Annotated in this window: 21 protein-coding genes; 6 read left to right on the top strand and 15 right to left on the bottom strand. The window is 72.4% G+C overall.

Annotation, left to right across the window (positions count from 1 at the left end; genetic code table 11):
• Nucleotides 1-276 precede the first annotated feature (276 nt).
• The 3 genes from ABZ342_RS04625 to ABZ342_RS04615 are packed head-to-tail and all read right to left on the bottom strand — an operon-like array spanning nucleotide 277 to nucleotide 4,734.
• Nucleotides 277-1,173: a S8 family peptidase gene (locus ABZ342_RS04625; protein ID WP_360468751.1), complete on the bottom strand. Its 897-nt coding sequence runs from the start codon at nucleotides 1,171-1,173 to the stop codon at nucleotides 277-279.
• A 43-nt stretch (nucleotides 1,174-1,216) separates the two neighbouring features.
• On the bottom strand, nucleotides 1,217-3,547 hold the full coding sequence (locus ABZ342_RS04620; RefSeq protein ID WP_360468712.1) for a caspase family protein: 2,331 nt from the start codon (nucleotides 3,545-3,547) through the stop codon (nucleotides 1,217-1,219).
• A gap of 53 nt (nucleotides 3,548-3,600) precedes the next feature.
• Complete coding sequence (locus tag ABZ342_RS04615) at nucleotides 3,601-4,734, bottom strand: erythromycin esterase family protein (RefSeq protein ID WP_360468710.1); 1,134 nt, start codon at nucleotides 4,732-4,734, stop codon at nucleotides 3,601-3,603.
• 31 nt (nucleotides 4,735-4,765) lie between these two features.
• Between ABZ342_RS04615 and ABZ342_RS04610 the strand changes: the two genes are divergently transcribed.
• Nucleotides 4,766-5,401 (top strand): TetR/AcrR family transcriptional regulator, encoded by a 636-nt coding sequence (locus ABZ342_RS04610; RefSeq protein WP_360468708.1) that lies wholly within the window; start codon nucleotides 4,766-4,768, stop codon nucleotides 5,399-5,401.
• Here the strand turns inward: ABZ342_RS04610 and ABZ342_RS04605 are convergent.
• The 3 genes from ABZ342_RS04605 to ABZ342_RS04595 are packed head-to-tail and all read right to left on the bottom strand — an operon-like array spanning nucleotide 5,361 to nucleotide 9,559.
• Entirely contained in the window at nucleotides 5,361-5,831 is a 471-nt protein-coding gene (locus ABZ342_RS04605; protein ID WP_360468706.1) for a GNAT family N-acetyltransferase, read from the bottom strand. The genes ABZ342_RS04610 and ABZ342_RS04605 overlap by 41 nt on opposite strands.
• Nucleotides 5,828-7,981 (bottom strand): ATP-dependent DNA helicase RecG, encoded by a 2,154-nt coding sequence (recG, locus tag ABZ342_RS04600; RefSeq protein WP_360468704.1) that lies wholly within the window; start codon nucleotides 7,979-7,981, stop codon nucleotides 5,828-5,830. Before recG ends, ABZ342_RS04605 begins: the two co-directional genes overlap by 4 nt.
• 3 nt (nucleotides 7,982-7,984) lie before the next feature.
• On the bottom strand, nucleotides 7,985-9,559 hold the full coding sequence (locus ABZ342_RS04595) for a DAK2 domain-containing protein (RefSeq protein ID WP_360468702.1): 1,575 nt from the start codon (nucleotides 9,557-9,559) through the stop codon (nucleotides 7,985-7,987).
• A 134-nt stretch (nucleotides 9,560-9,693) separates the two neighbouring features.
• Here ABZ342_RS04595 and rpmB point away from each other — a divergent pair, with 134 nt between their 5' ends.
• Entirely contained in the window at nucleotides 9,694-9,885 is a 192-nt protein-coding gene (gene rpmB, locus ABZ342_RS04590; RefSeq protein ID WP_247062089.1) for a 50S ribosomal protein L28, read from the top strand.
• Between the two features lie 58 nt (nucleotides 9,886-9,943).
• Here rpmB and ABZ342_RS04585 read toward each other — a convergent pair whose 3' ends face one another.
• The 3 genes from ABZ342_RS04585 to ABZ342_RS04575 form a co-directional block, all read right to left on the bottom strand.
• Nucleotides 9,944-10,714 (bottom strand): alpha/beta hydrolase, encoded by a 771-nt coding sequence (locus ABZ342_RS04585; protein ID WP_360468700.1) that lies wholly within the window; start codon nucleotides 10,712-10,714, stop codon nucleotides 9,944-9,946.
• Nucleotides 10,715-10,775: 61 nt separating this feature from the next.
• Nucleotides 10,776-11,453 carry a uracil-DNA glycosylase gene (locus ABZ342_RS04580; protein ID WP_360468698.1) on the bottom strand — a complete coding sequence of 226 codons (678 nt, stop codon included), beginning with the start codon at nucleotides 11,451-11,453 and terminating at the stop codon, nucleotides 10,776-10,778.
• A 30-nt stretch (nucleotides 11,454-11,483) separates the two neighbouring features.
• The gene (locus ABZ342_RS04575; RefSeq protein ID WP_360468696.1) at nucleotides 11,484-12,014 is read right to left on the bottom strand and encodes a gamma carbonic anhydrase family protein; all 531 of its coding nucleotides are present in this window, start codon (nucleotides 12,012-12,014) and stop codon (nucleotides 11,484-11,486) included.
• A 92-nt stretch (nucleotides 12,015-12,106) separates the two neighbouring features.
• On the opposite strand from ABZ342_RS04575, the gene ABZ342_RS04570 reads away from it, so the two are divergent.
• The gene (locus ABZ342_RS04570; protein WP_360468694.1) at nucleotides 12,107-13,261 is read left to right on the top strand and encodes a glycoside hydrolase family 27 protein; all 1,155 of its coding nucleotides are present in this window, start codon (nucleotides 12,107-12,109) and stop codon (nucleotides 13,259-13,261) included.
• Here ABZ342_RS04570 and ABZ342_RS04565 read toward each other — a convergent pair.
• Entirely contained in the window at nucleotides 13,248-13,727 is a 480-nt protein-coding gene (locus ABZ342_RS04565) for a GNAT family N-acetyltransferase (protein WP_360468692.1), read from the bottom strand. The two genes, ABZ342_RS04570 and ABZ342_RS04565, sit on opposite strands and share 14 nt — an antisense overlap.
• A gap of 16 nt (nucleotides 13,728-13,743) precedes the next feature.
• Nucleotides 13,744-14,700 (bottom strand): thiamine-phosphate kinase, encoded by a 957-nt coding sequence (locus tag ABZ342_RS04560; RefSeq protein WP_155545138.1) that lies wholly within the window; start codon nucleotides 14,698-14,700, stop codon nucleotides 13,744-13,746.
• 137 nt (nucleotides 14,701-14,837) lie between these two features.
• On the opposite strand from ABZ342_RS04560, the gene ABZ342_RS04555 reads away from it, so the two are divergent.
• Both ABZ342_RS04555 and ABZ342_RS04550 read left to right on the top strand, forming a co-directional pair.
• Nucleotides 14,838-15,071, top strand: coding sequence for an Lrp/AsnC ligand binding domain-containing protein (locus ABZ342_RS04555; RefSeq protein WP_155545137.1), 234 nt, complete (start codon nucleotides 14,838-14,840; stop codon nucleotides 15,069-15,071).
• A 19-nt stretch (nucleotides 15,072-15,090) separates the two neighbouring features.
• A complete protein-coding gene (locus tag ABZ342_RS04550) occupies nucleotides 15,091-15,630 on the top strand; it encodes a DUF3515 domain-containing protein (protein WP_196425505.1) in 540 nt (179 codons plus the stop codon).
• Between the two features lie 7 nt (nucleotides 15,631-15,637).
• Here ABZ342_RS04550 and ABZ342_RS04545 read toward each other — a convergent pair whose 3' ends face one another.
• Nucleotides 15,638-16,732: a D-alanine--D-alanine ligase family protein gene (locus tag ABZ342_RS04545; RefSeq protein WP_360468689.1), complete on the bottom strand. Its 1,095-nt coding sequence runs from the start codon at nucleotides 16,730-16,732 to the stop codon at nucleotides 15,638-15,640.
• Between the two features lie 274 nt (nucleotides 16,733-17,006).
• Nucleotides 17,007-18,377 carry a PLP-dependent aminotransferase family protein gene (locus tag ABZ342_RS04540; RefSeq protein ID WP_360468687.1) on the bottom strand — a complete coding sequence of 457 codons (1,371 nt, stop codon included), beginning with the start codon at nucleotides 18,375-18,377 and terminating at the stop codon, nucleotides 17,007-17,009.
• An 81-nt stretch (nucleotides 18,378-18,458) separates the two neighbouring features.
• Between ABZ342_RS04540 and ABZ342_RS04535 the strand changes: the two genes are divergently transcribed.
• The gene (locus ABZ342_RS04535; protein ID WP_360468685.1) at nucleotides 18,459-19,109 is read left to right on the top strand and encodes a pyridoxamine 5'-phosphate oxidase family protein; all 651 of its coding nucleotides are present in this window, start codon (nucleotides 18,459-18,461) and stop codon (nucleotides 19,107-19,109) included.
• Here ABZ342_RS04535 and ABZ342_RS04530 read toward each other — a convergent pair.
• A complete protein-coding gene (locus ABZ342_RS04530) occupies nucleotides 19,087-20,508 on the bottom strand; it encodes a HAMP domain-containing sensor histidine kinase (RefSeq protein WP_360468683.1) in 1,422 nt (473 codons plus the stop codon). The two genes, ABZ342_RS04535 and ABZ342_RS04530, sit on opposite strands and share 23 nt — an antisense overlap.
• Nucleotides 20,505-21,218: a response regulator transcription factor gene (locus ABZ342_RS04525; RefSeq protein WP_155545133.1), complete on the bottom strand. Its 714-nt coding sequence runs from the start codon at nucleotides 21,216-21,218 to the stop codon at nucleotides 20,505-20,507. The genes ABZ342_RS04530 and ABZ342_RS04525 overlap by 4 nt, the downstream gene beginning before the upstream one ends.
• Nucleotides 21,219-21,229: the final 11 nt, after the last annotated feature.

Raw genomic sequence — 21,229 nt, 5'->3', positions numbered from 1 at the left:
TTCTTCCCGCTCTGCGGGAGTTCAGTACCAGGTGATGGACATCATGCGGACCAGACGATTGGGTGGTCGGCCTCGGTGGCACCTCTCGACGACTCCTCGGCGCGCGAAGAGCCGGATCCGCTCCGGCGACGGTTCGAGCACGGTGCACCTCCTCCAAGGCCTGCCCGGTGATCCGGACTGCGCTCACCGTATCGACCCCGGCCGGGAAGACCCCCGGAAATCGGGGATGCCCGGCCGGGTTGTCCACAATCGAGCCGGCCTGGGGACAACCGGGCTTCAGGCCCCTGAAGGCGTGTAGAGCAACCGGTTGGCCGTGCCGCCCGGCACACCTTTGAGCGCGTCCGGGGTCGCCGCCTGAACAAGCGCTTGGTCCACCTGGTCGGGACCCGCTTCCGGGTGCTGCGCGCGGTAGATCGCCGCCACTCCCGCCGCGAACGCCGCCGCCATCGACGTACCCGAGTCCGGGCCCGCGCCCGTGCCGCCCGCGATCGGACCCGGGACGTCGACGCCGGGGGCGTACAGGTCGATGTCCTGGCCGAAGTTCGACGCCTGGTCCGGGTGGTCCTGGCTGTCGGTGGCCCCGACGGTCAGCGCTTCGGCGACCCGGCCCGGCGAGAAGCCGCTCGCGTCGGCCGTCTCGCTGCCCGCCGGGACCGCGACCGGGACCACCGCCGCCAGCCGCTTCACCGCCGCGTCGAGCTGGTCGTTCGGGACGCCGCCGATGCCGAGCAGGGCGACCGCCGGCTGCTGCGCGTTCTGCGCGACCCAGTCGATGCCCGCGATGATCTGGTCGGTGGCGCCGCCGCCGTCCTTGTCGAGCACCCGCACCGGCACGATCTGCGCGCCCTTCGCGACGCCGTACGCCTTGCCCGCGGCGATCCCGGCGAGGCGCGTGCCGTGGCCGTTGGTGTCGGCCGTGTCGGAGCCGCCGTTCAGGAAGTCCCGCCCGGGCGCGACCCGGCCCTCGAAGTCGGGGTGCTTCGCGTCGACGCCGCTGTCGATCACGTAGATGGTGACGCCCGAGGCGTCGCTCGCGTAGTGGTAGGCGTGGTCGAGCCCGGTGCGCTGGTCGATCCGGTCGAGCCCCCAGCCGGGCGGGTCCGCCTGCACCCCACCGGCGGCGGCCGCCGGGGTCTGACCTGCGAGCACGACCACGACGGCGGCGAGAAGCATCCTCATGATCGTCGTGGTACCCCGGCGTTGCCCGGGCGACAACTCAGGGCTGTCGCTCGATCGGCTGATTCCGGAGCCGGAGCGCCCAGACGGCGGTGAGCGCCACCAGCCCGGCGAGTCCCACTCCCGCGAGGACCTCACCGAAGAGGGTCAGCGACGTGTTGTCCCGGAGGCTCGAATACGTCGGGCCCAGCACCCCCGCCAGCCCTGCGGTCCCGGCACCCAGCACGGCGCACGCGACCGCCGGCGGGCGCAGGGCCGCCACGGTGATCACGAGCAGGACGACCACGAGCGGGCCGAGCGTGAAGTAGGCCGTGGCCCGGCCGGCTTCGCTCGGGTCGAAGTGGTCCAGCTCGGCGAGCTGGGTGAGCCAGCCGGTGGCGACCACGCAGGCAAGCGCGATCGCCACCCAGGGCTGCCACCCCCGCACCCCACCGGCGCCGAACGCGAGCCCCGGGCTGCGGCGCAGGGCGGCGAGCGCCAGCAGGGCCGCCACCACGACCGCGACGTGCGCGATCAACTCGAAGACGTAACCCGCGTTCAGTTCGGTGTCCGACGAGTTCGCGCCGAGGGTGATCCCCTCGCCGATGAACCGCAGCAGCCCGAAGAGCGCGGCGAAACCGGTGCCGACCAGGACGGCCGGGCCGGTCCGCCGCCGCGTCCGCGGGGCCAGGACCAGCACTCCGCCGACGAGCGCACCGGCCACGACGAAGCTGACGTAGAGCGGCATGCCGGGCCGGTACTGGCCGAGGGTGTATTCGTCGTAGCGGTAGTTCAGGCCGAGCCCGATCACGGCGAAGACGGCGGCCGCGATCGCCGTGACACCGGCGGTGCCGGCGACCGGGTCCGCCGGGGACTCCGCGGTGGTCGCCACCGGCTCGGATTTCGGCACCGGTGCGACGGGCGCAGATTCTTCGGCGGCCGGCTCGGGCTCGGGATCGGCCGTGACGAGCGACGCGGGTGCTTCGACGACCGGCTCGGGCGCCTGCTCCGAGGCCACCGGCTCAACCTCTTCAGCGACGGGCTCGGCGACCGGCTCAGGCTCGGCGACGGGCTTGGCGACCGGCTCGGCCTCGACCACCGACTCCGGCTGGGCGACCGGCTCGGCCTCCACCACCGACTCCGGCTCGGCGACCGGCTCGGCCACCGGAACCGCCTCGATCTCCACCTCCACCACGGCATCGCCGGTCGGCCCGGTCACCACGACCTTCCCGCGCCGCACCCCCGGCTCCCCCGCCGTGACCGACAACTCCGCACCGGAAGCCGTCTGCGCGACGCCGATCCACGCGTGCGACGCCTCGAACCGCACCTCTCGCGCCACCGGTGGGCCCGACACCCGCAGCGAAGCCGAAGCACGCGAACCCGCCGGCGCCGAAAGCCGCACCGACGGCACGTCCACCCGCACCACCGCGAAACCCAAAGCGTCCAACGCCGCCGCCGCGACGTGCTGGATGTCCGTCGCCGCCATGGACTTCAGGGCCTCGAACGCGCCCATCGCCACCGGCAGGTTGTCGCTCGCCAGCCGGCGTCGCAGCTCCGCCACCGCGCCCAGCCGCGTGAAGGGGTTCTCCGCCGCGATCGCCGCCGCCAGGTCCACCGGGGTCGGGGACGGCTTGATGCGGCGGCGTCTGCTCTTCGCCAGGTACAGCTCGCCCTGCATCTCGATGTCGCGGCTCGGGGTCTGCTTCGGGTTGCGCTCGCGGACGCGGTCGAACAGGTACTCGTACAGCTCGCCGAGCGCGATCCAGCCGTCCTCGTCGCGGTCGGCCTCCCCCGTGCGCAGCCCCTCCACCAGCGCCGCCGTGAACACCGACGGCTGCGCGGGCTGTCCCTCGGCCAGCCGCGCACCCTCGAAGGCGTACTCGATGGAGTTCGACGCCGTGATGACCGCGCGGCCGCGGCCGCCGCGGAAGCTGTCCAGCACGTTCGCGTCACCCGACGCGCGCACGGCCACGCCCTGCCCGAACGCCCCGCCGTAGCAACAATCGAGCAGCAGGACGACGCTGCGCGAGCGGCTCTGCCGGAGGCACTGCTGCACGAACTGCGCGGGCACGGCCGTGGACCGCAGCCGGTCGGGCCGGGTGTTGCGCGCGGCGAAGTACAGGCCGCCGGAGTCGTCCTTCAAGCCGTGGCACGAAAAGTGCATCAGCAGGACGTCGTCGGGACGCCCCTCGGCGCACAGGTCCTCGATCTCCGCCTGCACGACGTGCGCGGTCTCGTTGCGGACCACGCGGACCTCGAAGTCGCTGATCGCCCGGTCGGACAGCACCTCCACGAGGGCGTCCGCGTCCGCCGCGGGCGAGCCCAGCCGCTGCAGCCCCGCGTTGTCGTACTCGCCGTTGGCGACGATCAGCGCCCGCCTCCGCCCGGCCATACCGGTAGGAAACGCCCACTCCGGCGTTACGGCAAGCAGCCGAACGGGCACACCTATTCGACGACGTCGCGGAAAATCGTTTCCTGCCCTTTCAGGCAGACGACGGCGTCGAACGCGGCGGCCACATCCACCGACACCGACATGTGCGCGTGCCGGATGCTCGAGCCCACCGGGCGCGCGACCACGCACGGCGCTTCGGACGCCAGCGCCGCCTCGACACCGCCTTCCGCGGGTTCCCCGAGGGCCTGCTCGAACATCCGGAAGCCGAGCCGGGCCGCCGGGTCGGGAACGAGGCCCGTCGTCGTCCCCGAGACGGCGGTGAGCGCCAATGCGAAGTACTTCTCCCCCAGCTCGGCGGCCAGGAGCGTGCCGGCCGACGGCGCCGTCATGCCGGGCATCGGCGAGAACGGCACGCGCTGGAGGTGTCCGTTGTGGAGCATCAGCACGATCTTCTCGCCCGGGTGCAGGCGACGCAGCTGCCGCACGGTGGCGGCCATGTACGTGTCCCGCGACGAACTCTGCGGCTCGGGCGCGCGGCCCGCCATCAGCGCGTCCAGCTCACGCAGGTAGAGGTCGACGCGCAGCGCGCCCTCCGCGTCGTGCGCGGCGCCGGGCGCCAGCGCCTCGACGTGTCCTTTGAGGACGGTCAACGCCGTGGTGGCCGCGTCCCGCGCGGCGACGCTCATCTCCTGGTACCGCCCCGGCGCGACCGCGCTGCTCACCGACGCGTACGGCTCACAGGCCGCCAGCGCCGTGTCCACAAGGGACACATTGGCGGGATCCACCCGCGCCAGGACTTCGCGGACCGCTCGCAGCGCGGGCACCGGTGAACCCGCCGAACCCGGCACGTCGACCCCGTGGAAGCGGACACCGCGGCCGCGCAGCCACGTCAGCATCCCGTGGACCTCGGCCGAGTCGCCGAGGCCGAACGTGAAACCGTCCCGCGCGATGTCGGCGACGTCACCAGGACCGCCCTGGAGCCACGCGTCGACCAGGCGTCCTTCGGGGTACCCACCCTCGAAGCCGAGGAGGGTGAACCCGCGTTCGGTGACGAGGTGGCGGAGGAGGCGGTCGCGCAGCACCCCGAACTCGCGGATGTGGTGGTTGTTCTCGCCGATCGCGACGACCTCGGCGTCGCCGATCAGCGCGGCGATGGACGTGACGTCGAGCGACCCCGGTTCTGGCATACTGGGCACACTAACGCAACAGGAGTAGCAGTTGGCAACCGAGATTTCCGGCACGCGACGGCCGGGCGGCCGCACCGAGCGGACCCGCCTCGCCGCGCTGAACGCCACCCTCGAGCTGCTCGGCGAACGCGGGTACGCCGAGCTGACCGTCGAGGCGGTCGCCGAGCGCTCCGGCGTGCACAAGACGACGCTGTACCGCCGGTGGGAGTCCGCCGAAGGCCTGGTCGCGGCGGCCCTGCTGATGGGGACCGAGCAGGAGTGGACGGCCCCGGACACCGGTTCCCTCGAAGGCGACCTGCGCGGGATCAACCTCGAGCTGGTGCACTACTTCACCTCGCCGGGCGAGCGCGAGCTGCCGACGGCGTCGATCTCGGCGGCGTTCCTCTCGACTCGCGCGGCGGACGCGCTGCAGGAGTTCTACGTCGACCGCCACGCGCGTTCGGCCGTCGTCGTCGACCGGGCCGTCGAACGCGGCGAGGTCCCGCCCGGCACGGACGCCGTCGAGGTGGTGCGGGTCGCGTGCGGGCCGATCTTCTACCGCCTGTTCGTCTCCCGCGAAGGCGTGACGCCGTGGGACGCCGATCTCGCCGCGAAAGCCGCCGCGGCCGCCGCGAAAGCCGGCGTGTTCACGGCAGCGAACGCCGGAACCGCCGTTCCTCCAGCGTGACCCGGCCCTCGTCGATCGTCTCCGTCTGGGTGGCGCCGTCGTCCACCCAGCCCTGCCGGACGTAGAAGGCCTTCGCGCGCTCGTTCGTCGAGAGCACCCAGAGGATGGCGCTGTCGCCGGGCAGCTCCTCGACGACGCGGTCGTGCAACGCCCGGCCGAGACCCCGCCCCCAGAACTCCGGCAGCAGGTACAGCGCGTAGAGCTGCCCGGGCCCGAAGGCGGCGAACCCCGCGACGACGCCGTCGTCCTCCGCGACCAGCACCCGGCCGCCGTCCCTGATCTGCCTGGCCCACGCCGCCGCGCGCGGCTCGGCCGACAGCCCGGCGAGGAAGTCCGCGGGAATCAGCCCCTCGTACGCCGCCTGCCACGAGGCCACGTGGACCTCGCCGATCGCCTGTGCGTCGGCCACTGTCGCGTCGCGGATCGTCAACTCTTCTCCAGGTACTCCGCGCGGTCGACGTCGACGACGTCGGCGACCATCTGCGCCAGTCCGCGGTACTTCTTCAGGTCCGGGTCCTTCTCGACGATCTCCTGCGCGCTGGCCCGCGACGCGGCGATCACGTCCTCGTCCCGCAGCAGCGACAGCAGCTTCAGCGTCGAGCGCTTGCCGGACTGCGCGGCGCCGAGGATGTCGCCCTCGCGGCGCAGCTCCAGGTCCAGCTGCGACAGCTCGAAGCCGTCGGTCGTCGACTCGACCGCCGCCAGCCGTTCGCGCGTCGCCGTGCCGTCGAGGGCCTCGGTGACCAGCAGGCAGACGCCCGGGACGCTGCCCCGGCCGACGCGGCCGCGCAGCTGGTGCAGCTGGCTGACGCCGAACCGGTCGGCGTCCATGATCACCATCGCGGTCGCGTTCGGGACGTTGACGCCGACCTCGATCACCGTGGTGGCCACGAGGACGTCGAGCTGCGCCGCGGAGAACGCGCGCATCACGGCGTCCTTCTCGTCGGGGGGCATCCGGCCGTGCAGCACGCCGATCTTCAAGCCCTGCAACGCGCCGTGCTCCAGGTCGGGCGCGACGTCGAGGACCGCGAGCGGCGGCCGCTTGTCGCTCTTGTCCGACGGCGGCTCGTCGCCGATCCGCGGGCACACGACGTACGCCTGGTGTCCCTTGCCGACCTCTTCGCGCACGCGCTGCCAGATCCGGTCGAACCAGGCGGGTTTTTCGGCGACCGGCACGACCGTGGTCTTGATCGGCGACCGCCCGACCGGCATCTCACGCAGCGCGGACACCTCCAGGTCGCCGTACACGGTCATCGCGACCGTGCGCGGGATCGGCGTCGCGGTCATGACGAGGACGTGCGGGCTGGTGTCGCCGGCGCCGCGGGTGCGCAGCGCGTCCCGTTGCTCGACGCCGAAGCGGTGCTGCTCGTCGACGACGGCGAGGCCGAGGTCGGCGAACTCGACGTGGTCCTGGATCAGCGCGTGCGTGCCGACGACGATCCCGGCTTCGCCGCTGACGATCTCCAGCAGGGACTTCTTGCGCTCCTTCGCGCCCATCGACCCGGTGAGCAGCGTCACGCGGGTGGCGTTCTCCGCCGCACCCAGCTCGCCCGCCTGGCCCAGGTCGCCGAGCATTTCGCGCAGCGACCGCGCGTGCTGCGCGGCGAGGACCTCGGTCGGGGCCAGCATGGCCGTCTGCCGCCCGTTGTCGACGACCTGCAGCATCGCCCGGAGCGCGACGATCGTCTTGCCGGAGCCGACCTCGCCCTGCAGCAGCCGGTTCATCGGGTGCTCGGAGGTCAGGTCCGTGGCGATCTCCTCGCCGATCGCCCGCTGGCCCGCGGTCAGGTCGAACGGCAGCCGCTTGTCGAAGGCATCCATCAGGCCGCCGCTGACGTGCGGGTTCGCCTTCGCCGGCCGCGAGATGGCCGAGTGGCGCCGCTGCGCGAAGATCAGCTGGACGGCCATGGCCTCGTCCCACTTGAGCCGCTTCTTCGACGCCTCCAGGTGCGCCCAGTTGGCCGGGCGGTGGATGCCGTGCAGCGCGGTGTCGAGGTCGGACAGCTTGTGCAGCCGCCGCAGTTCCGCGGGCATCGGGTCGTCGTCGACCTCGAGGACGTCGAGCACCTGGCGCACGCACTTCGCGATCGACCACGTCGGCATGCCCTGCGCCGCCGGGTAGACCGGGATGATCGCGGCGAGGAAGTCGTCCATCGCCTCGGCCTCGCGGTCGGCCTCGAACAGCTCGTACTCGGGGTTGGTCAGCTGCAGAGTGTCGCGGAAGGCGGACACCTTGCCGGCGAACAGGCCGGTCTTGCCGGGCACGAGGTCCTTCTCGCGCCAGGCCTGGTTGAAGAAGGCGCAGGTGAGCCGGCGCTTGCCGTCGGTGATCACCATGTCGAGGATGGTCCCGTTGCGGGACTTCATCCGGCGCTTGCTCACCTTCTCCACGCGCGCCAGCACCGTGGCGTGCTCGCCCAGCTCGAGGCCGGCGATGTCGGTGAGCTCGCCGCGCTCGGCGTAGCGGCGCGGGTAGTGGCGCAGCAGGTCGCTGACCGTCTCGATGTCCAACGCCGTGGCGAGCGCCTTCGCCGTCTTGGCGCCCAGCAACAGCGGCAGCTTGTCGCGCAGTCCGGCCATCGGCTATTCGACTCCCATCAGCAGCACGGCTTCCGCCTGACCACTGGCGTAGCCGGCCAGCTCCACCTCCGGGTGCTCCAGCCGCAGCTGCTCGGCGAGCTCCTCGGCGACCCCGGGCGGGGCGGCGGCCCCGCTCAGCACCGTCACCAGCTCACCGCCGAGCGCGAGCATCCGGTTCAGCACGTTCATCGCGGCCGCGACCAGGTTCGTCTCCGACGCCGGTGCCGGCTCGATCAGCACCACCTCGTCGTCGATCAGGCCGACCACGTCGCCGGACTGGGCCCGGCCCACCCAGGTTAGCGACTCCTCGCGCGCGATCCGCAGTTCGCCACGCCTGGTCGCGGCGGCCGCTTCGGCCATCGCGACGACGTCGTCGTTGGTGCGGCGCCCGGCGTCGTGCACGGCGAGGGCGGCCAGCACCTGCACCGGCGAGACGCACGGGATGACCACGACGTCCCGGTCGGCGGCCATGGCGTGCCCGGCCGCCGTGTCGACCGCCGCGGTGAGCGCGACGCTGCCCGGCAGCACGGTGACGTGGCGCCCGGCGGCTTCGTTGAGCAGGCCGATCACGTCCTCGACGCTCGGGGTTTCGCCTTCGGCCACGGCCAGCACCGGAATGCTCTCGGCGCGCAGCAGCTCGGCCAGCTCACCGCCGTGCACCACCGCGACGACCGTGCGGTCGAGCCCGCCACCGGGCTCGATCGGCGTCGGCGTGAGCAACGGCTCGACCCGGATCTTGCGCGGGCGGCCCAGGCCGAGCCCGGCCTCGATGGCGGCGCCGATGTCGGCGCAGTGGACGTGCACGGCGTGGCTGCCCGAGCCGTCGCCGGCCACGGTGACGCTGTCGCCGAGGCCACTCAGCTCCTTGCGCAGGGTCGGCAGGCTCTGCTCGTCGACGCCGTCGAGGAGGTACATGACCTCCCAGGCGTAGGTCAGCTCCTCGGCGGTGGGCACTTCCAGCGCGTGGTCCCGTTCGAGCGCGGTGCCGGTGAGCACCCCGACCAGCGCGTCGAGCACGGCGACGAGCCCGCGGGCCCCCGCGTCGACGACGCCGGCGCGGGCCAGCGCGGGCAGCTGCAGGGGCGTCTTCTCGAGGGCGTGCGCGGCCTCCTTCGCGGCCTCTCGGGCGACCTCGGCCAGCGACCGGGTGTCGCCGCGCAGGGCCAGCGCGACGGCGTGCAGGACGGTGAGGATCGTCCCGGCGACCGGGCGGCTCACGGCGCCGGTGGCGACCTGGTCGGCGTGCCCGAGCGCCTTGGCCAGCCACGCGCCGTCGAGGTCCCCTTCGGCGCTGTCGGCCAGCCCGCGCACGACCTGCGAGAGGATCACGCCGGAGTTGCCCTTGGCCGAGGCGACCGCGCCGCGCGCGAGGATCTTCAGCGCCTCGGCGGCGTCCTTCGGTTGCGCGGCTTCGAGTTCCTTCGCCGCGCCGGTCATCGTGAAGAGCATGTTGGAGCCGGTGTCGGAGTCTGCGACGGGGTAGACGTTGATCTCGTCGATGGCCGGCCGCAGGCTCGCGAGACTGTGTACGCAGCCCCTTGCCCAGGCCGATACCGCCGCCGTGTCCAGCACCCGCACCCCGTGACCTCCTGACCGGTTCCGGGGCAGCGTATCGACCCGGTGCCGGGGGCCGGGAAAGCAGTAGTTACTATGGTCGAGTTGCCCAGTCGAGCTGGGCTCATCTCTATGACCCAGATCCAAAGGAGTTCGACGTGGCTGCCGTGTGCGACGTCTGTGGCAAGGGACCCGGCTTCGGCAAGTCGGTCTCGCACTCCCACCGCCGTACCAACCGCCGGTGGAACCCGAACATCCAGACCGTTCACGCCAAGGTGGGTATTTCCCAGCGCAAGCGCCTGAACGTGTGCACCTCGTGCATCAAGGCGGGCAAGGTCGTTCGCGGCTGAGGCGAGAAGAGTTCGAAAATGGCGGGTGCTCCTCGGAGCACCCGCCATTTTTTTGCGGCTACTTCAGGAAGCCGGTCAGCAGGTCCTTCAGCGTCTCCGGAAACTGCAGCACCCCGTGGTCCTGCCCCGCCAGGGTCTCGTGCCGGGCGCCCGGCACCGCCGACGCCGCCACGCGCGCGCCCGCCTGGAGGGCTTCCGGGCTCGCACCGCCGCCGATGACCAGGGCCGGGATCGCGATCTTCGCCAGGTTCTCCGTGCGCGGGTGGGCGCCGGGGCCGCAGATCGTCAGGTCGTACGGCAGCGTGTGCGCCAGCCCCGTGAACCAGCCCCATACCGGGGCCTGCTTCATCCCCTCGACCATCTCCGCCGGCGTGCCCGCGATCATCAGGAACGTCGCCACCGCGCCGTCGCGGTCGCCCGCCGCGAGCTGCGCCCGCACCTTCTCCAGCACGTCTCCGCGGGCCTCCTCCGCGGTCGCGTACGGCGGCTCGTACGCCACCAGCTTGTCGATCGGGAGACCGGCCGCCGCCGCTTCCAGGGCCAGCACCGCCCCCGACGAGTGCCCGAACACCGACGCCGACCCGCCCGCGTGCGCGATCAGCGCCGCGATGTCCTCGATCTCCCGCTCGAACGCGTACTCGGGAGCGTCCCCGCTGTCCCCGCGGCCACGCCGGTCGTACGCGATCGTCGTGAAATCCGCGGCCAGCACCTCGGCCAGGCCCGCGACGGTCGTCCGGTCGTTGAACGCGCCGCCGACCAGGATCACCGGCGACCCGGAGCCGCGCTGGTCGAAGGCGATGGTCGTGCCGTCGGCCGATGTGACGTTCATGGTGTCCTCCAAGGTCCGTTTCCCCCTGGTCGGAGCCGTCACGCGGTTCCGGACACCGAACCTACGGGAGTTTCCAGTCGACCGGCGCCGCGCCCTGCTGCTCCAGCAGCTGGTTCGCGCGGCTGAACGGCCGTGACCCGAAGAAGCCGTTGTGCGCCGAAAGCGGGCTCGGGTGGGCCGATTCGATGCACGGCACGTCGCCCAGCATCGGGCGCAGGTTGCGCGCGTTGCGGCCCCACAGGATCGCCACCATCGGCTCCGAGCGCGCCGCGAGGGCCTTGATCGCCTGCTCGGTGACCTCTTCCCAGCCCTTGCCCTGGTGCGAGTTCGACTTGCCGGGCTGCACGGTCAGCGCCCTGTTGAGCAGCAGCACGCCCTGATCGGCCCACGGCGTCAGGTCGCCGTTCGAAGGCAGCGGGTACCCGAGGTCCTCGGCGTACTCCTTGTAGATGTTGACCAGGCTCTTCGGGATCGGCCGGACGTCCGGCGCCACCGAGAAGCTCAGGCCCACCGCGTGCCCGGGCGTCGGGTACGGGTCCTGCCCCACGATCAGCACGCGCACGTCGTGGAACGGCTGCTTGAACGCCCGCAGCACGTGTTCACCCGCCGGCAGGTACGTGCGGCCCGCGGCGATCTCCGCGCGGAGGAACTCCCCCATCGCGGACACCTGCGGCGCCACGGGTTCGAGGGCCTCGGCCCAGCCTGCCTCGACGATGTCCTGCAGCGGTCGTGCGGTCACGGCGCGCAAGCCTACCGGGCGTGGCCGGCGTCACCCGAGCGGGTCGAGCCGCCTCAGCTCGGTCCGGAACCGGCGGCCCCGCTGGACGTAGGAATCGACGACGAGAGCGATGTTCTCCGCGCTGAACGACTTGTTCTCCCGCGTCTTCGCGGGCACGCCGAGAGCGATCTCACCGGTCTTCACGTGCGAGCCGTACGAGAGCACCGCGCCCGCGCCGACCATGCCGCCGTCCTCGATCACCGAACCGTTGAGCACCACCGAGCCGGACGCGATCAGGCAGCCGGTGCCGATCGTCGCGCCCTCGACGTGCACGGCGTGCCCGATCGCCGACGACGGCCCGAGGATCGTCGGGTGCCGTTCGGTGCAGTGCAGGACGCAGCCGTCCTGGACGTTGGAGCGCTCGCCGATCTCGATGTAGCCGTGGTCGCCACGCAACACGGTCTGCGGCCACACCGACGCGTGGGCGCCGATCCGGACGTCGCCGATGACCGTGGCGTCCGGGTGGACGTAGGCGTCGGGGTGGATCGTCGGCTCGAGCGAACCGAGGGCGTAGATCGGCATGCCGCCTCCGAGTGACTGCAGTTTCACTTCCCGTGCGATTGGATCACGCCATCGCCGCGAACCGGAACGCCAGTACCGGGAGCACGGGCCTCGTGCTCTTGCTCATCGTGCTGACCTGGCTGCTGAGCCTGCCCGGCGCATCCCCGGCCCTGGCGAACGGCCTGGCCGCGACGCCGCCGATGGGCTGGAACAGCTGGAACCAGGTCCGCTGCTACGACCTCACCGAAGACGTCGTCAAGCAGGCCGCCGACGCCCTGGCCGACACCGGCCTGCGGGACGCGGGCTACCGCTACGTCGTCGTCGACGACTGCTGGCAGGCACCCACGCGCGCGGCCGACGGCTCGCTGCGGGCCGATCCGACGCGGTTCCCCCACGGCATCGCCGACCTCGCCGACTACGTGCACTCCCGCGGCTTGCTGTTCGGCATCTACGCCGTGCCGGGCAGCCGGACCTGCGCGATGGCGAACGACGCCTACCCCGCGTCCGGCATCGGCTCGCTCGGCCACGAGCGCCAGGACGCGGAGACGTTCGACCGGTGGAGCGTCGACTACCTCAAGTACGACTGGTGCAACGCCGACACCGTCGACGGCCTCGACCGCAGGGCGGCGTTCGAGAAGATGCGCGACGAGCTCGCCGCGCTGCCCCGCCCGATCGTCTACGCGATCTCCGAATACGGCGTCTCCAGCCCGTGGACCTGGGCCCGGCCGGTGGCGAACCTGTGGCGGACCACCAACGACCTGGTCCCGACCTGGGACTCCGTCCTCGCGACGATCGACCAGCAGGCCGCCGTCGCGCCCCACAGCGGCTCGCCCGGCGGCTGGAACGACCCGGACATGCTGCAGGTGGGCAACGGCACCCTCACCGCGGACGAGGCCCGCGCCCACTTCAGCGTCTGGGCCGTGCTGAACGCGCCGCTGTTCGCCGGCACCGACCCGGCGAAGCTCTCCGGCGCCGACCTCGCGACGCTCGCCAACCCCGAAGCGATCGCCGTCGACCAGGACTTCGCGGGCGGCCAGGGCCGTCAGCTCGCCGCCGGCCCCGGCTACCAGGTGTGGGGGAAACCGCTGACCGGCGGCGGGTTCGCGGTGGTGCTGCTCAACACCGGCACCACCACCGCGACCGTCTCCGCGGCGATCCCGGGCGCCTGGACCGTCCGGGATCTCTGGGCGCATCGAGACCTCGGTTCCGACGTCTCGATGTCCCTGCGACCACACGCGGCGGCCTTGCTGAAGCTCACACCGAAGTGAGGTCCTTGCCGTAGCAGCGGCTCGACTCCTCGTCCTTGTACACGCCGAACTTCGGGATCTCGGTGTAGCCCGAAGACGTGTACAGCGCGATGGCCTCGGGCTGCTTGGTCCCGGTTTCCAGGATCGCGCGCTTGCGGCCGCACAGCGCCGCCGTGCGCTCCAGCTCGGACAGGATCATCCGCGCGAACCCGCGGCCGCGGGCGGAATCGGCGACGTACATCCGCTTGAACTCGGCGTCGCCGTCCCGGAAGTCCGGGGCGGGGCCGTCGTGGGCGCGCCACGCCCCGCAGGCGACCGCTTCGGCGCCCTGGTAACCCACGAGGAAGACGCCCTGCGGCGGGTCGAAGTCCGCCGGGGTCATCGGGGTGGCGTCTTCGTCGCCGTAGCGCTCGACGTAGACCTGCTGCACCGCGGCCATGAGCTTGGCCGCGTCGGGATGGTCGAAGGGGACCGGAACGATTCTCACGCTTTCCGAGCCTAGATCAGCGCCAGTGCGTCCATCCTGCTTCTCGCGAAAACGGTTTCCCGTCCACCGTGATCCCGGAGTCCGCCATGGTGACGACGCCGATCGTGCGCCAGCCCTCGGGGAGTTCGGTGAACGGCGGGAAGGTCGCGACGAGGGCGTGATCCTCACCACCGGTCAGGACCCAGTCCAGCGGGTCGGCGCCCAGTGCGGCGCCGACTTCGGTGAGCCGCCCGGGGACGTCGAGGTCGGCCGTGCGGACGTCGATCCCGACGCCGGACGCCTCGCCGATGTGGGCGAGGTCGGCCAGGAGCCCGTCGGAGACGTCGATCATCGCCGTGGCTCCCGCGAGGGCAGCGCGCGGACCCGCGTCGTACGGCGGTTCCGGGCAGCGCTGGGCGTTGACGACGCCGACCGGCGAGCGGAACCCGCGGCCGAGCACGGCCAGGCCGGCCGCCGCCCAGCCGAGCTTCCCGTTGACGGCGAGGACGTCGCCGGGCCGGGCGCCCGAGCGCGTCACGGGCTCGCGGTCGCCCAGGTCGCCGAGCGCGGTGACGCTGATCACGAGCTGGTCGGCGCGGACCATGTCGCCGCCGGAGACGCCGATGCCGGCGCGTTCGGCCTCGGCCCACATGCCGTCGGCCAGCGCGGTGACGACGTCGCGCGGGGTGTCGGGCGGGCAGGCGAGGCCGACCAGGACGGTGGTCGGGGTGGCGCCCATGGCGGCGATGTCGGCCAGGTTGACCGCGACGGCCTTGCGCCCGACGTACTCGGGCGGCGACCAGTCGAGCCGGAAGTGGACACCCTGGACGAGCACGTCGGTGCTGGCGACCACGCGGCCGTCGGGGGCCGCGACGACGGCGGCGTCGTCGCCCGGGCCGAGCAGCGTGCCCGGGGGCTGGCGCCGTCCTTCGGTGACGGCGCGGATGAGCGCGAACTCCCCGGTCTCGGCGACCGTTCCGTCGTTCGGTGACACCGGTCACCTCTGCTTTCTCTACCGGGACAAAGATCGATCACCGATAGTCGGATGCCCTATGTTTTTCCGTGAGCTGGCGATACGTTGCTGAGAACGTTCCTACCTTGAGCCGATCGATCCCGACGAAAGGGCGCGCCGTGGTCCACGCATACATCCTCATTCAGACCGAGGTCGGCAAGGCGGCCGCGGTGGCAGCCGAGATCTCCAGCATCGCCGGCGTCACCAGTTCGGAGGATGTCACCGGGCCGTACGACGTGATCGTCCGCGCGGCCGCCGACAGCGTCGACCAGCTGGGCCAGCTCGTGGTCGCCAAGGTGCAGAACGTGGAAGGCATCACGCGGACGCTGACCTGCCCGGTCGTGCATCTCTGAGTAATGGTGTAGTGGTGGCGTGCCCGATTCCGACACCGGTGCCCCGCCCAGGGTGGTGCTCGTCACCGCGGCCGCGCTCGCCGTGGCCCTGGCGGTCGCCGTCGCCGTCTTCGCCCTGACCCTGCGTTCCTCGGAGTCCGCGGACTCCGGCCCGTTGCCGCTCGTCCCCGTGCCCGCGCCGTTCGCGGGGTCGCCGGGCTGCACGACGCTGCTGGGGGCGGTGCCGACGGAGCTGACGTCGAACGGGACTTCTCTCAAGGTGCGCGCGCTGGCGGACCCGGCCCCGCCGGCCACGGTGGCCTGGGGCTCCGACGACCCGCTCGTGCTCCGGTGCGGGCTGAGCCGGCCCCCGGAGCTGACGCCGACGGCGGCGCTGCGGCTGGTGAACAAGGTCCAGTGGCTGCAGGTGCCGGGCGACGGCGCGTCGACGTGGTACGTCGTGGATCGCGAGGTCTACGCGGCGTTGACGGTGCCGGACAGCGCCGGGACCGGGCCGTTGCAGCAGATCTCGGACACCGTGGCGGCGAAGCTGCCCGCTCGGCCGCTGCGGTTCTCCTGAGCCTCGGTCAGCGCAGGCCCGTGCCCCGCGCGATGGCCGTGTCGATGAGCGTGGTCAGCAGGGTCGTGTAGTCGACGCCGGTGACCTCCCACATCTTCGGGTAGGCGGACTTCGTCGTGAAGCCGGGCATGGTGTTGACCTCGTTGATGGTCAGCTCGCCGTCGGCACCGACGAAGAAGTCGACGCGGGCGAGACCCTGGCAGTCGAGCGCCCGGAACGCCTTGACGGCCATGGCGCGCAGCTTCTCGGTGAGCGCGTCGTCGAGCTTGGCCGGGATGTCCAGCTCCGCGTCGTCGCCGAGGTACTTGGTTTCGAAGTCGTACCAAGCGTTTTCGTCCTCGGAGAGCACGCGGATCTCGGCGGGGAGCGACGCTTCGACGCGGCCGTCGGGGAACTCGAGGACGCCGCACTCGACCTCACGGCCGACGACCGCGGCTTCGACGAGGACCTTGGGATCGGTGGCGCGGGCGAGCTCGATGGCGGCGTCGAGGTCGTCCCACGACGTCACGCGGCTGATGCCGACGGAGGAACCGGCGCGCGAGGGCTTGACGAAGACGGGCAGGCCGAGCTTGGCCTTGTCGTGTTCGTCCAAAGTGGACTCACTGCGCTTGAGGGCGGCGAAGGTACCGACCGGAAGCCCTTCGGCGGCCAGGAGTTTCTTGGCGGTTTCCTTGTCCATGGCGGCGGCACTGGCGAGCACGCCGGGGCCGACGTACGGGATGCCGGCGAGTTCGAGCAGGCCCTGGATGGTGCCGTCTTCGCCGAAGGCGCCGTGCAGCACCGGGAAGACGACGTCCACCTGCGAGAGGAGTTCGCTTTCCCGCCCGGCTTCGACGGCGACGAGCCCCTGGCTGGAGGGATCGCCGGCGAGGACGAGTCCCTTGCCGTCATCGACGGACGGCAGTTCGCGGCCCCGGATGGCGAGCTGCGCGGAGTCCCCGGTGCCGAGCACCCACCGGCCCGCGCGGGTGATCCCGACGGGAACGGCTTCGAACCGTCCGGGATCGAGGTTCCCCAGGACGCTGCCGGCGGAGAGGCAGGAGATGGTGTGCTCGCTGCTGCGCCCGCCGAACACGACCGCCACCCGGATCTTCTCGCTCATGGTGAGCCACCGTACCCGGTGACCTCGGCGAACAGCCGAGCCCGGTGCGCCGGGCGGCACCCCACGGGCGATGAGCGCAACCTGTGCGGGCCCTGTCACGTCTGGTACATCGAGGCACCGCCAGGTCCCCGCGCCGGGCCAGGGCGAAACCCGCCCTCCCAGGGGGACTGCCACCCCACTGAGCGTAGCGCCGCGAACCGGCCCGAAGCCGCGAAAGACCGCCGGCCGGGCCTCGTTGTCCACATCACGCAAGGACTGTGGACAACCGCGAACCTCACCGCAGCAGCGAAACCAACGTGGGCAACGCCGCCACCAAAGCCTCCCGCCCACAACCCGCGTACCCGATCGCCACCCCGTGGGCCGAAGGCTCCCCCGCGAAGTGCCGCGCCAACCCGTCCAGCCGGATCCCCCGCCGCTCCGCCGCGGAGATCACCGAAGCCTCCACCGAAGCCGACGAAAACGGCACCACCAGATGCGCCCCCGCGTCATCGCCCCGCACCGGGATCCCCGCCCCGGCCAACGCTCCCGCCAGCAACGTCCGCCGCTCGGCCATCTCGCGGCGCAGCTTCCGCAAGTGACGCCCCAGATCCCCGTTCCGCGCGAACTCGTAGAGCACCCGCTGCCCCGCCGGCGACGGCCGCGTCCCCGTCGAATCCCGGTACGCCAGCACCGCCGACGTGATCGCCTCCGGCGCCACCATCCACCCCGCCCCCAGCGTCGGCGTCAGGATCTTCGACGTCGTCCCCAAGTGCGCCACCACGTCCGGTGCCAGCGACGCCAGCATCGGCAGCGGCGCCACGTCGAAGCGCAGCTCGCCGTCGTAGTCGTCCTCGATCACCAACATCGCGGACGATCGCGCCCGCTCCACCAGCGCGACCCGCCTCGCCGCGCTCAGCCGGCTGCCCATCGGGTACTGGTGCGCCGGCGAGCAGTACACCGCCCTCGCCCCCGCCGGGATCGCGTCCGGGCGCAGGCCCTCGTCGTCCACCGGCACGCCCACCACCCGCATGCCCGCCCGCCGGAACGCCTGCACCGCGCGCTGGTAGCCGGGCTCCTCGACGGCGACGACGTCCCCGCGTTCGAGCACCGCCGCGGCCAGCTCGACGACCGCCGCCGTCGTCCCGCCGGTCGCCAGCACCGAGCCCGCCGCCAGCCCGCGGTGGCGCAGCAGGTGCTCCGACACGGCCGCGCGGTACTCCGCCAGCCCGGCGCGGTGCGCGCGGACCAGCGGATCCGGGTCGGCCGCGGCCCGCCACGCGCGGCGCCAGGCCGCGCGGTCCAGGCCGTCCGCCCACGGCGTCCCCGGCCCGAGGTCGAGCAGCGACGGCGCTTCGGACTCGGGCGCCGGGACAGCCGGCGCCGGCACCTCCGACGCCGAAAACGAGGGCGGTGTCGTCACGTACGTGCCGGACCCGTGCCGCCCGGCGATCCACCCCTCGGCGTGTAACTGCTCGTACGCCGCCGACGTCACCGTCCGGCTGACGCCGAGGCGTCCGGCCAGTGCCCGCGTCGACGGGAGCCGGTCGCCGCCCCGGAGGTGGCCCGAAGCGGCCGCTTCGCGCAGCGCGTCGGCGAGCTGGACGGCCAGCGGCGTCGCGTCGTCCCGGTCGAGGCTGACCGGGAGCGCGGTGTCGGCGTGGGTCACGGGGACCTCCTCAAGTGGACTTCCCAAGTGTACGAGAAGTGGACGTTCTCCGATGCCACTGTGCTGGGAGACGCTGGTCGCATGCTGTCCACCACGCCCCGCACCACGCTCGGCCGCAAGAAGCACCGGGCCGTGACCGACCGCTCCGCACTCCACGCCGTCCTGGACGAGGGCCTGATCTGCCACCTCGGCATCGTCCGCGACGGCGCGCCCCTGGTCCTGCCGACCGGCTACGGCCGCGACGGCGACACGCTCTACCTGCACGGCTCCACCGGCGCGTCGAGCCTGCGCACGGCGTCCCGGGACCTCGACGTCTGCGTCACGGTGACGCTCCTCGACGGCATCGTCTACTCGCGCTCGGTGAACAACCACTCGATGAACTACCGCAGCGCGGTCATCTTCGGGAAGGCGGAGCCGGTCGTCGACCCCGAAGCGAAGATGCACGGCCTCAAGGTCCTCACCGACCACCTCGCGCCGGGTTCCTGGGAGCACGCGCGCGAGGTCAACGCGAAGGAGTTCGCGGCGGTGAGCGTCCTGTCGCTGGACCTCGCCGAGGCGTCGGTGAAAATGCGCGCCGAGGGCCCGGACGACGAGCCGGAGGACCTCGACGCGGACGCCGCCTGGGCGGGAGTGCTCCCGGTCCGGACGGTCTTCGGCGCGCCCGAGCCGTCCACCGACCTCTCCCCCGGCTGGACGACCCCGGACCACGTCACCGGGCGAGCGGCAACCTGACCGTGAACACCGTCCGGCCCGGCTCCGAGGCGACCGCGACCGTGCCGCCGTGCGCCGTGACCAGGGACTGGACCACCGACAGCCCGAGCCCGGTGCCGCCGTTGCCGCGGGTGCGCGAGTCGTCGACGCGGAAGAACCGGTCGAAGATGCGCTCCTGATCGGCCGCGGCGATCCCCGGTCCGGCGTCGGCCACCGCCACGACCGCTTCGGACGCCGAGGCCGTCACCGAGACGTGCACCGCGGTCCCGGGCGGCGTGTGCACGGCCGCGTTGGCCAGCAGGTTGTCGAACACCTGCCGCAGCCGCACCGGGTCGGCGTCCACGAAAGCCGCGTCGAGGGAAGTCGTCAGCGGGTGGTCGGGACGGCCGGCGGCGAACGCGTCCGCCGCGTCGCCGGCCAGCTCGGCCAGGTCGACGCGCTCCGGCCGCAACGGCGTCTCGGCCGCCCGCGCGTCGAGCCGGGCCAGCAGCAGGAGGTCGTCGACGAGGACGCTCATCCGCGCCGTCTCGGAGCGGATCTTCCCCAGGTGCGCTTCCCGCTCCGCGGGCTCGTTCGCCGCCGCGTAGCGGAAAAGGTCGGCGTAGCCCCGGATCGACGTCAACGGCGTCCGCAACTCGTGCGACGCGTCCGCCACGAACCGGCGCAGCCGCTCGTTCGCCTCGGTCTTCGCCGCCAGGGACGTGTCGATGTGCGCGAGCATCACGTTGAACGCCGTCCGCAGCTCGTCGACCTCGGCGCCACCGCCCGTGCCCGCCGCGCGGGCCGGCAGGGCGGGGTTCGCGGTGAGGTCGTGGGACGCGATGTCGTGCGCGGTCCCGGCCATGTCGGCCAGCGGGCGCAAGCCGCGGCTCAGCACGAGCCGTCCCACGACCACCAGCACGGCCAGCGCGAACGCGAAGGCGCCGACCTCCACCCAGATCAGCTGCCGGACCGTGCCGTCGAGGTCCTTCTGCGGCGCGGCGGACAGCAGCACCGAACCGTTGTCGACCGGGCAGGCCCGCACCCGGTAGGGGCCGTCGTCGGAGAGGTAGACGGTGCGCGTGACGTCGCCGCCCGCCGCCTCGGCGGCGATCTTCGCGAGCTGGCGGCCGTCCCCCGGCAGCTTGCCGCCCGGCTCGGGCATCGCGACGCCGTCGCGCACCTTGTACAGCGCCGAGTACCACGAGTAGATCGACTGCGGCGAGCCGTGCGTCTCGCGCAGCATCGGCAGCTGCGTGTTCTGGCTCTTGGACAGCTGCTCGTCGAGCCGCCGGTCGAGGTAGCCGTGCATGATCCCGACCGTCGTGACGCCGACGGCCGCGAACACGACCAGCGCGAGCGCGCCGAGGCCGAGCGTGATCCGGGTGCCCAGCCGCGTGCGCTGCCAGGCCCCGTACCACCGGCGGAAGAAGCGCTTCACCGGCTGGCCTGGCGCACGACGTACCCGACGCCGCGCACGGTGTGGATCAGCGGTTCGCCGTCGCCCGCGTCGACCTTGCGCCGCAGGTGCGAGATGACGAGCTCGACCACATTGGACCGGCCGCCGAAGTCGTACTCCCAGACGTGGTCGAGGATCTGCGCCTTCGTCAGCACCGCGGGCGAGCGGCGCATGAGGTAGCGCAGCAGCTCGTACTCGGTCGGGGTCAGCTCGGCCGGCCGGTCGCCGCGGCGGACCTCGCGGGTGTCCTCGTCCAGCGTCAGGTCGCCGACGCGCAGGACGGCGCCGCGCGTCACCACCTGGTGCGTGACGCCGGAGCTGCGCCGCAGCACCGCCCGCAGCCGCGCCATCAGCTCCTCGACGGAAAACGGTTTCACGAGGTAGTCGTCACCCCCGCGGGTGAGCCCGGCGATCCGGTCGGCCGTCGCGTCCTTGGCCGTGAGGAACACCACGGGCACCGTGCTGCCGTTCTCCCGGAGGCGGTCGAGCACGGTGAAGCCGTCCAGGTCGGGCAGCATCAGGTCGAGCACGACGATGTCCGGCCCGAACTCCGCGGCCTGGCTCAGCGCGGCTTTCCCGGACCCGGCCGTGACCGCCTGCCAGCCCTCGTACCGGGCGACGGTGGCGACGAGGTCGGCGATGTGCGGCTCGTCGTCGACGACGAGCAGGCGCACGGGTTCGGAGGGCTGCACCACCCCATCTT

The sequence above is a fragment of the Amycolatopsis sp. NPDC005961 genome, assembly GCF_040629235.1.
Taxonomy (GTDB): Bacteria; Actinomycetota; Actinomycetes; order Mycobacteriales; family Pseudonocardiaceae; genus Amycolatopsis; species Amycolatopsis camponoti.
This window is presented reverse-complemented; position numbering and strand designations above follow the sequence as displayed.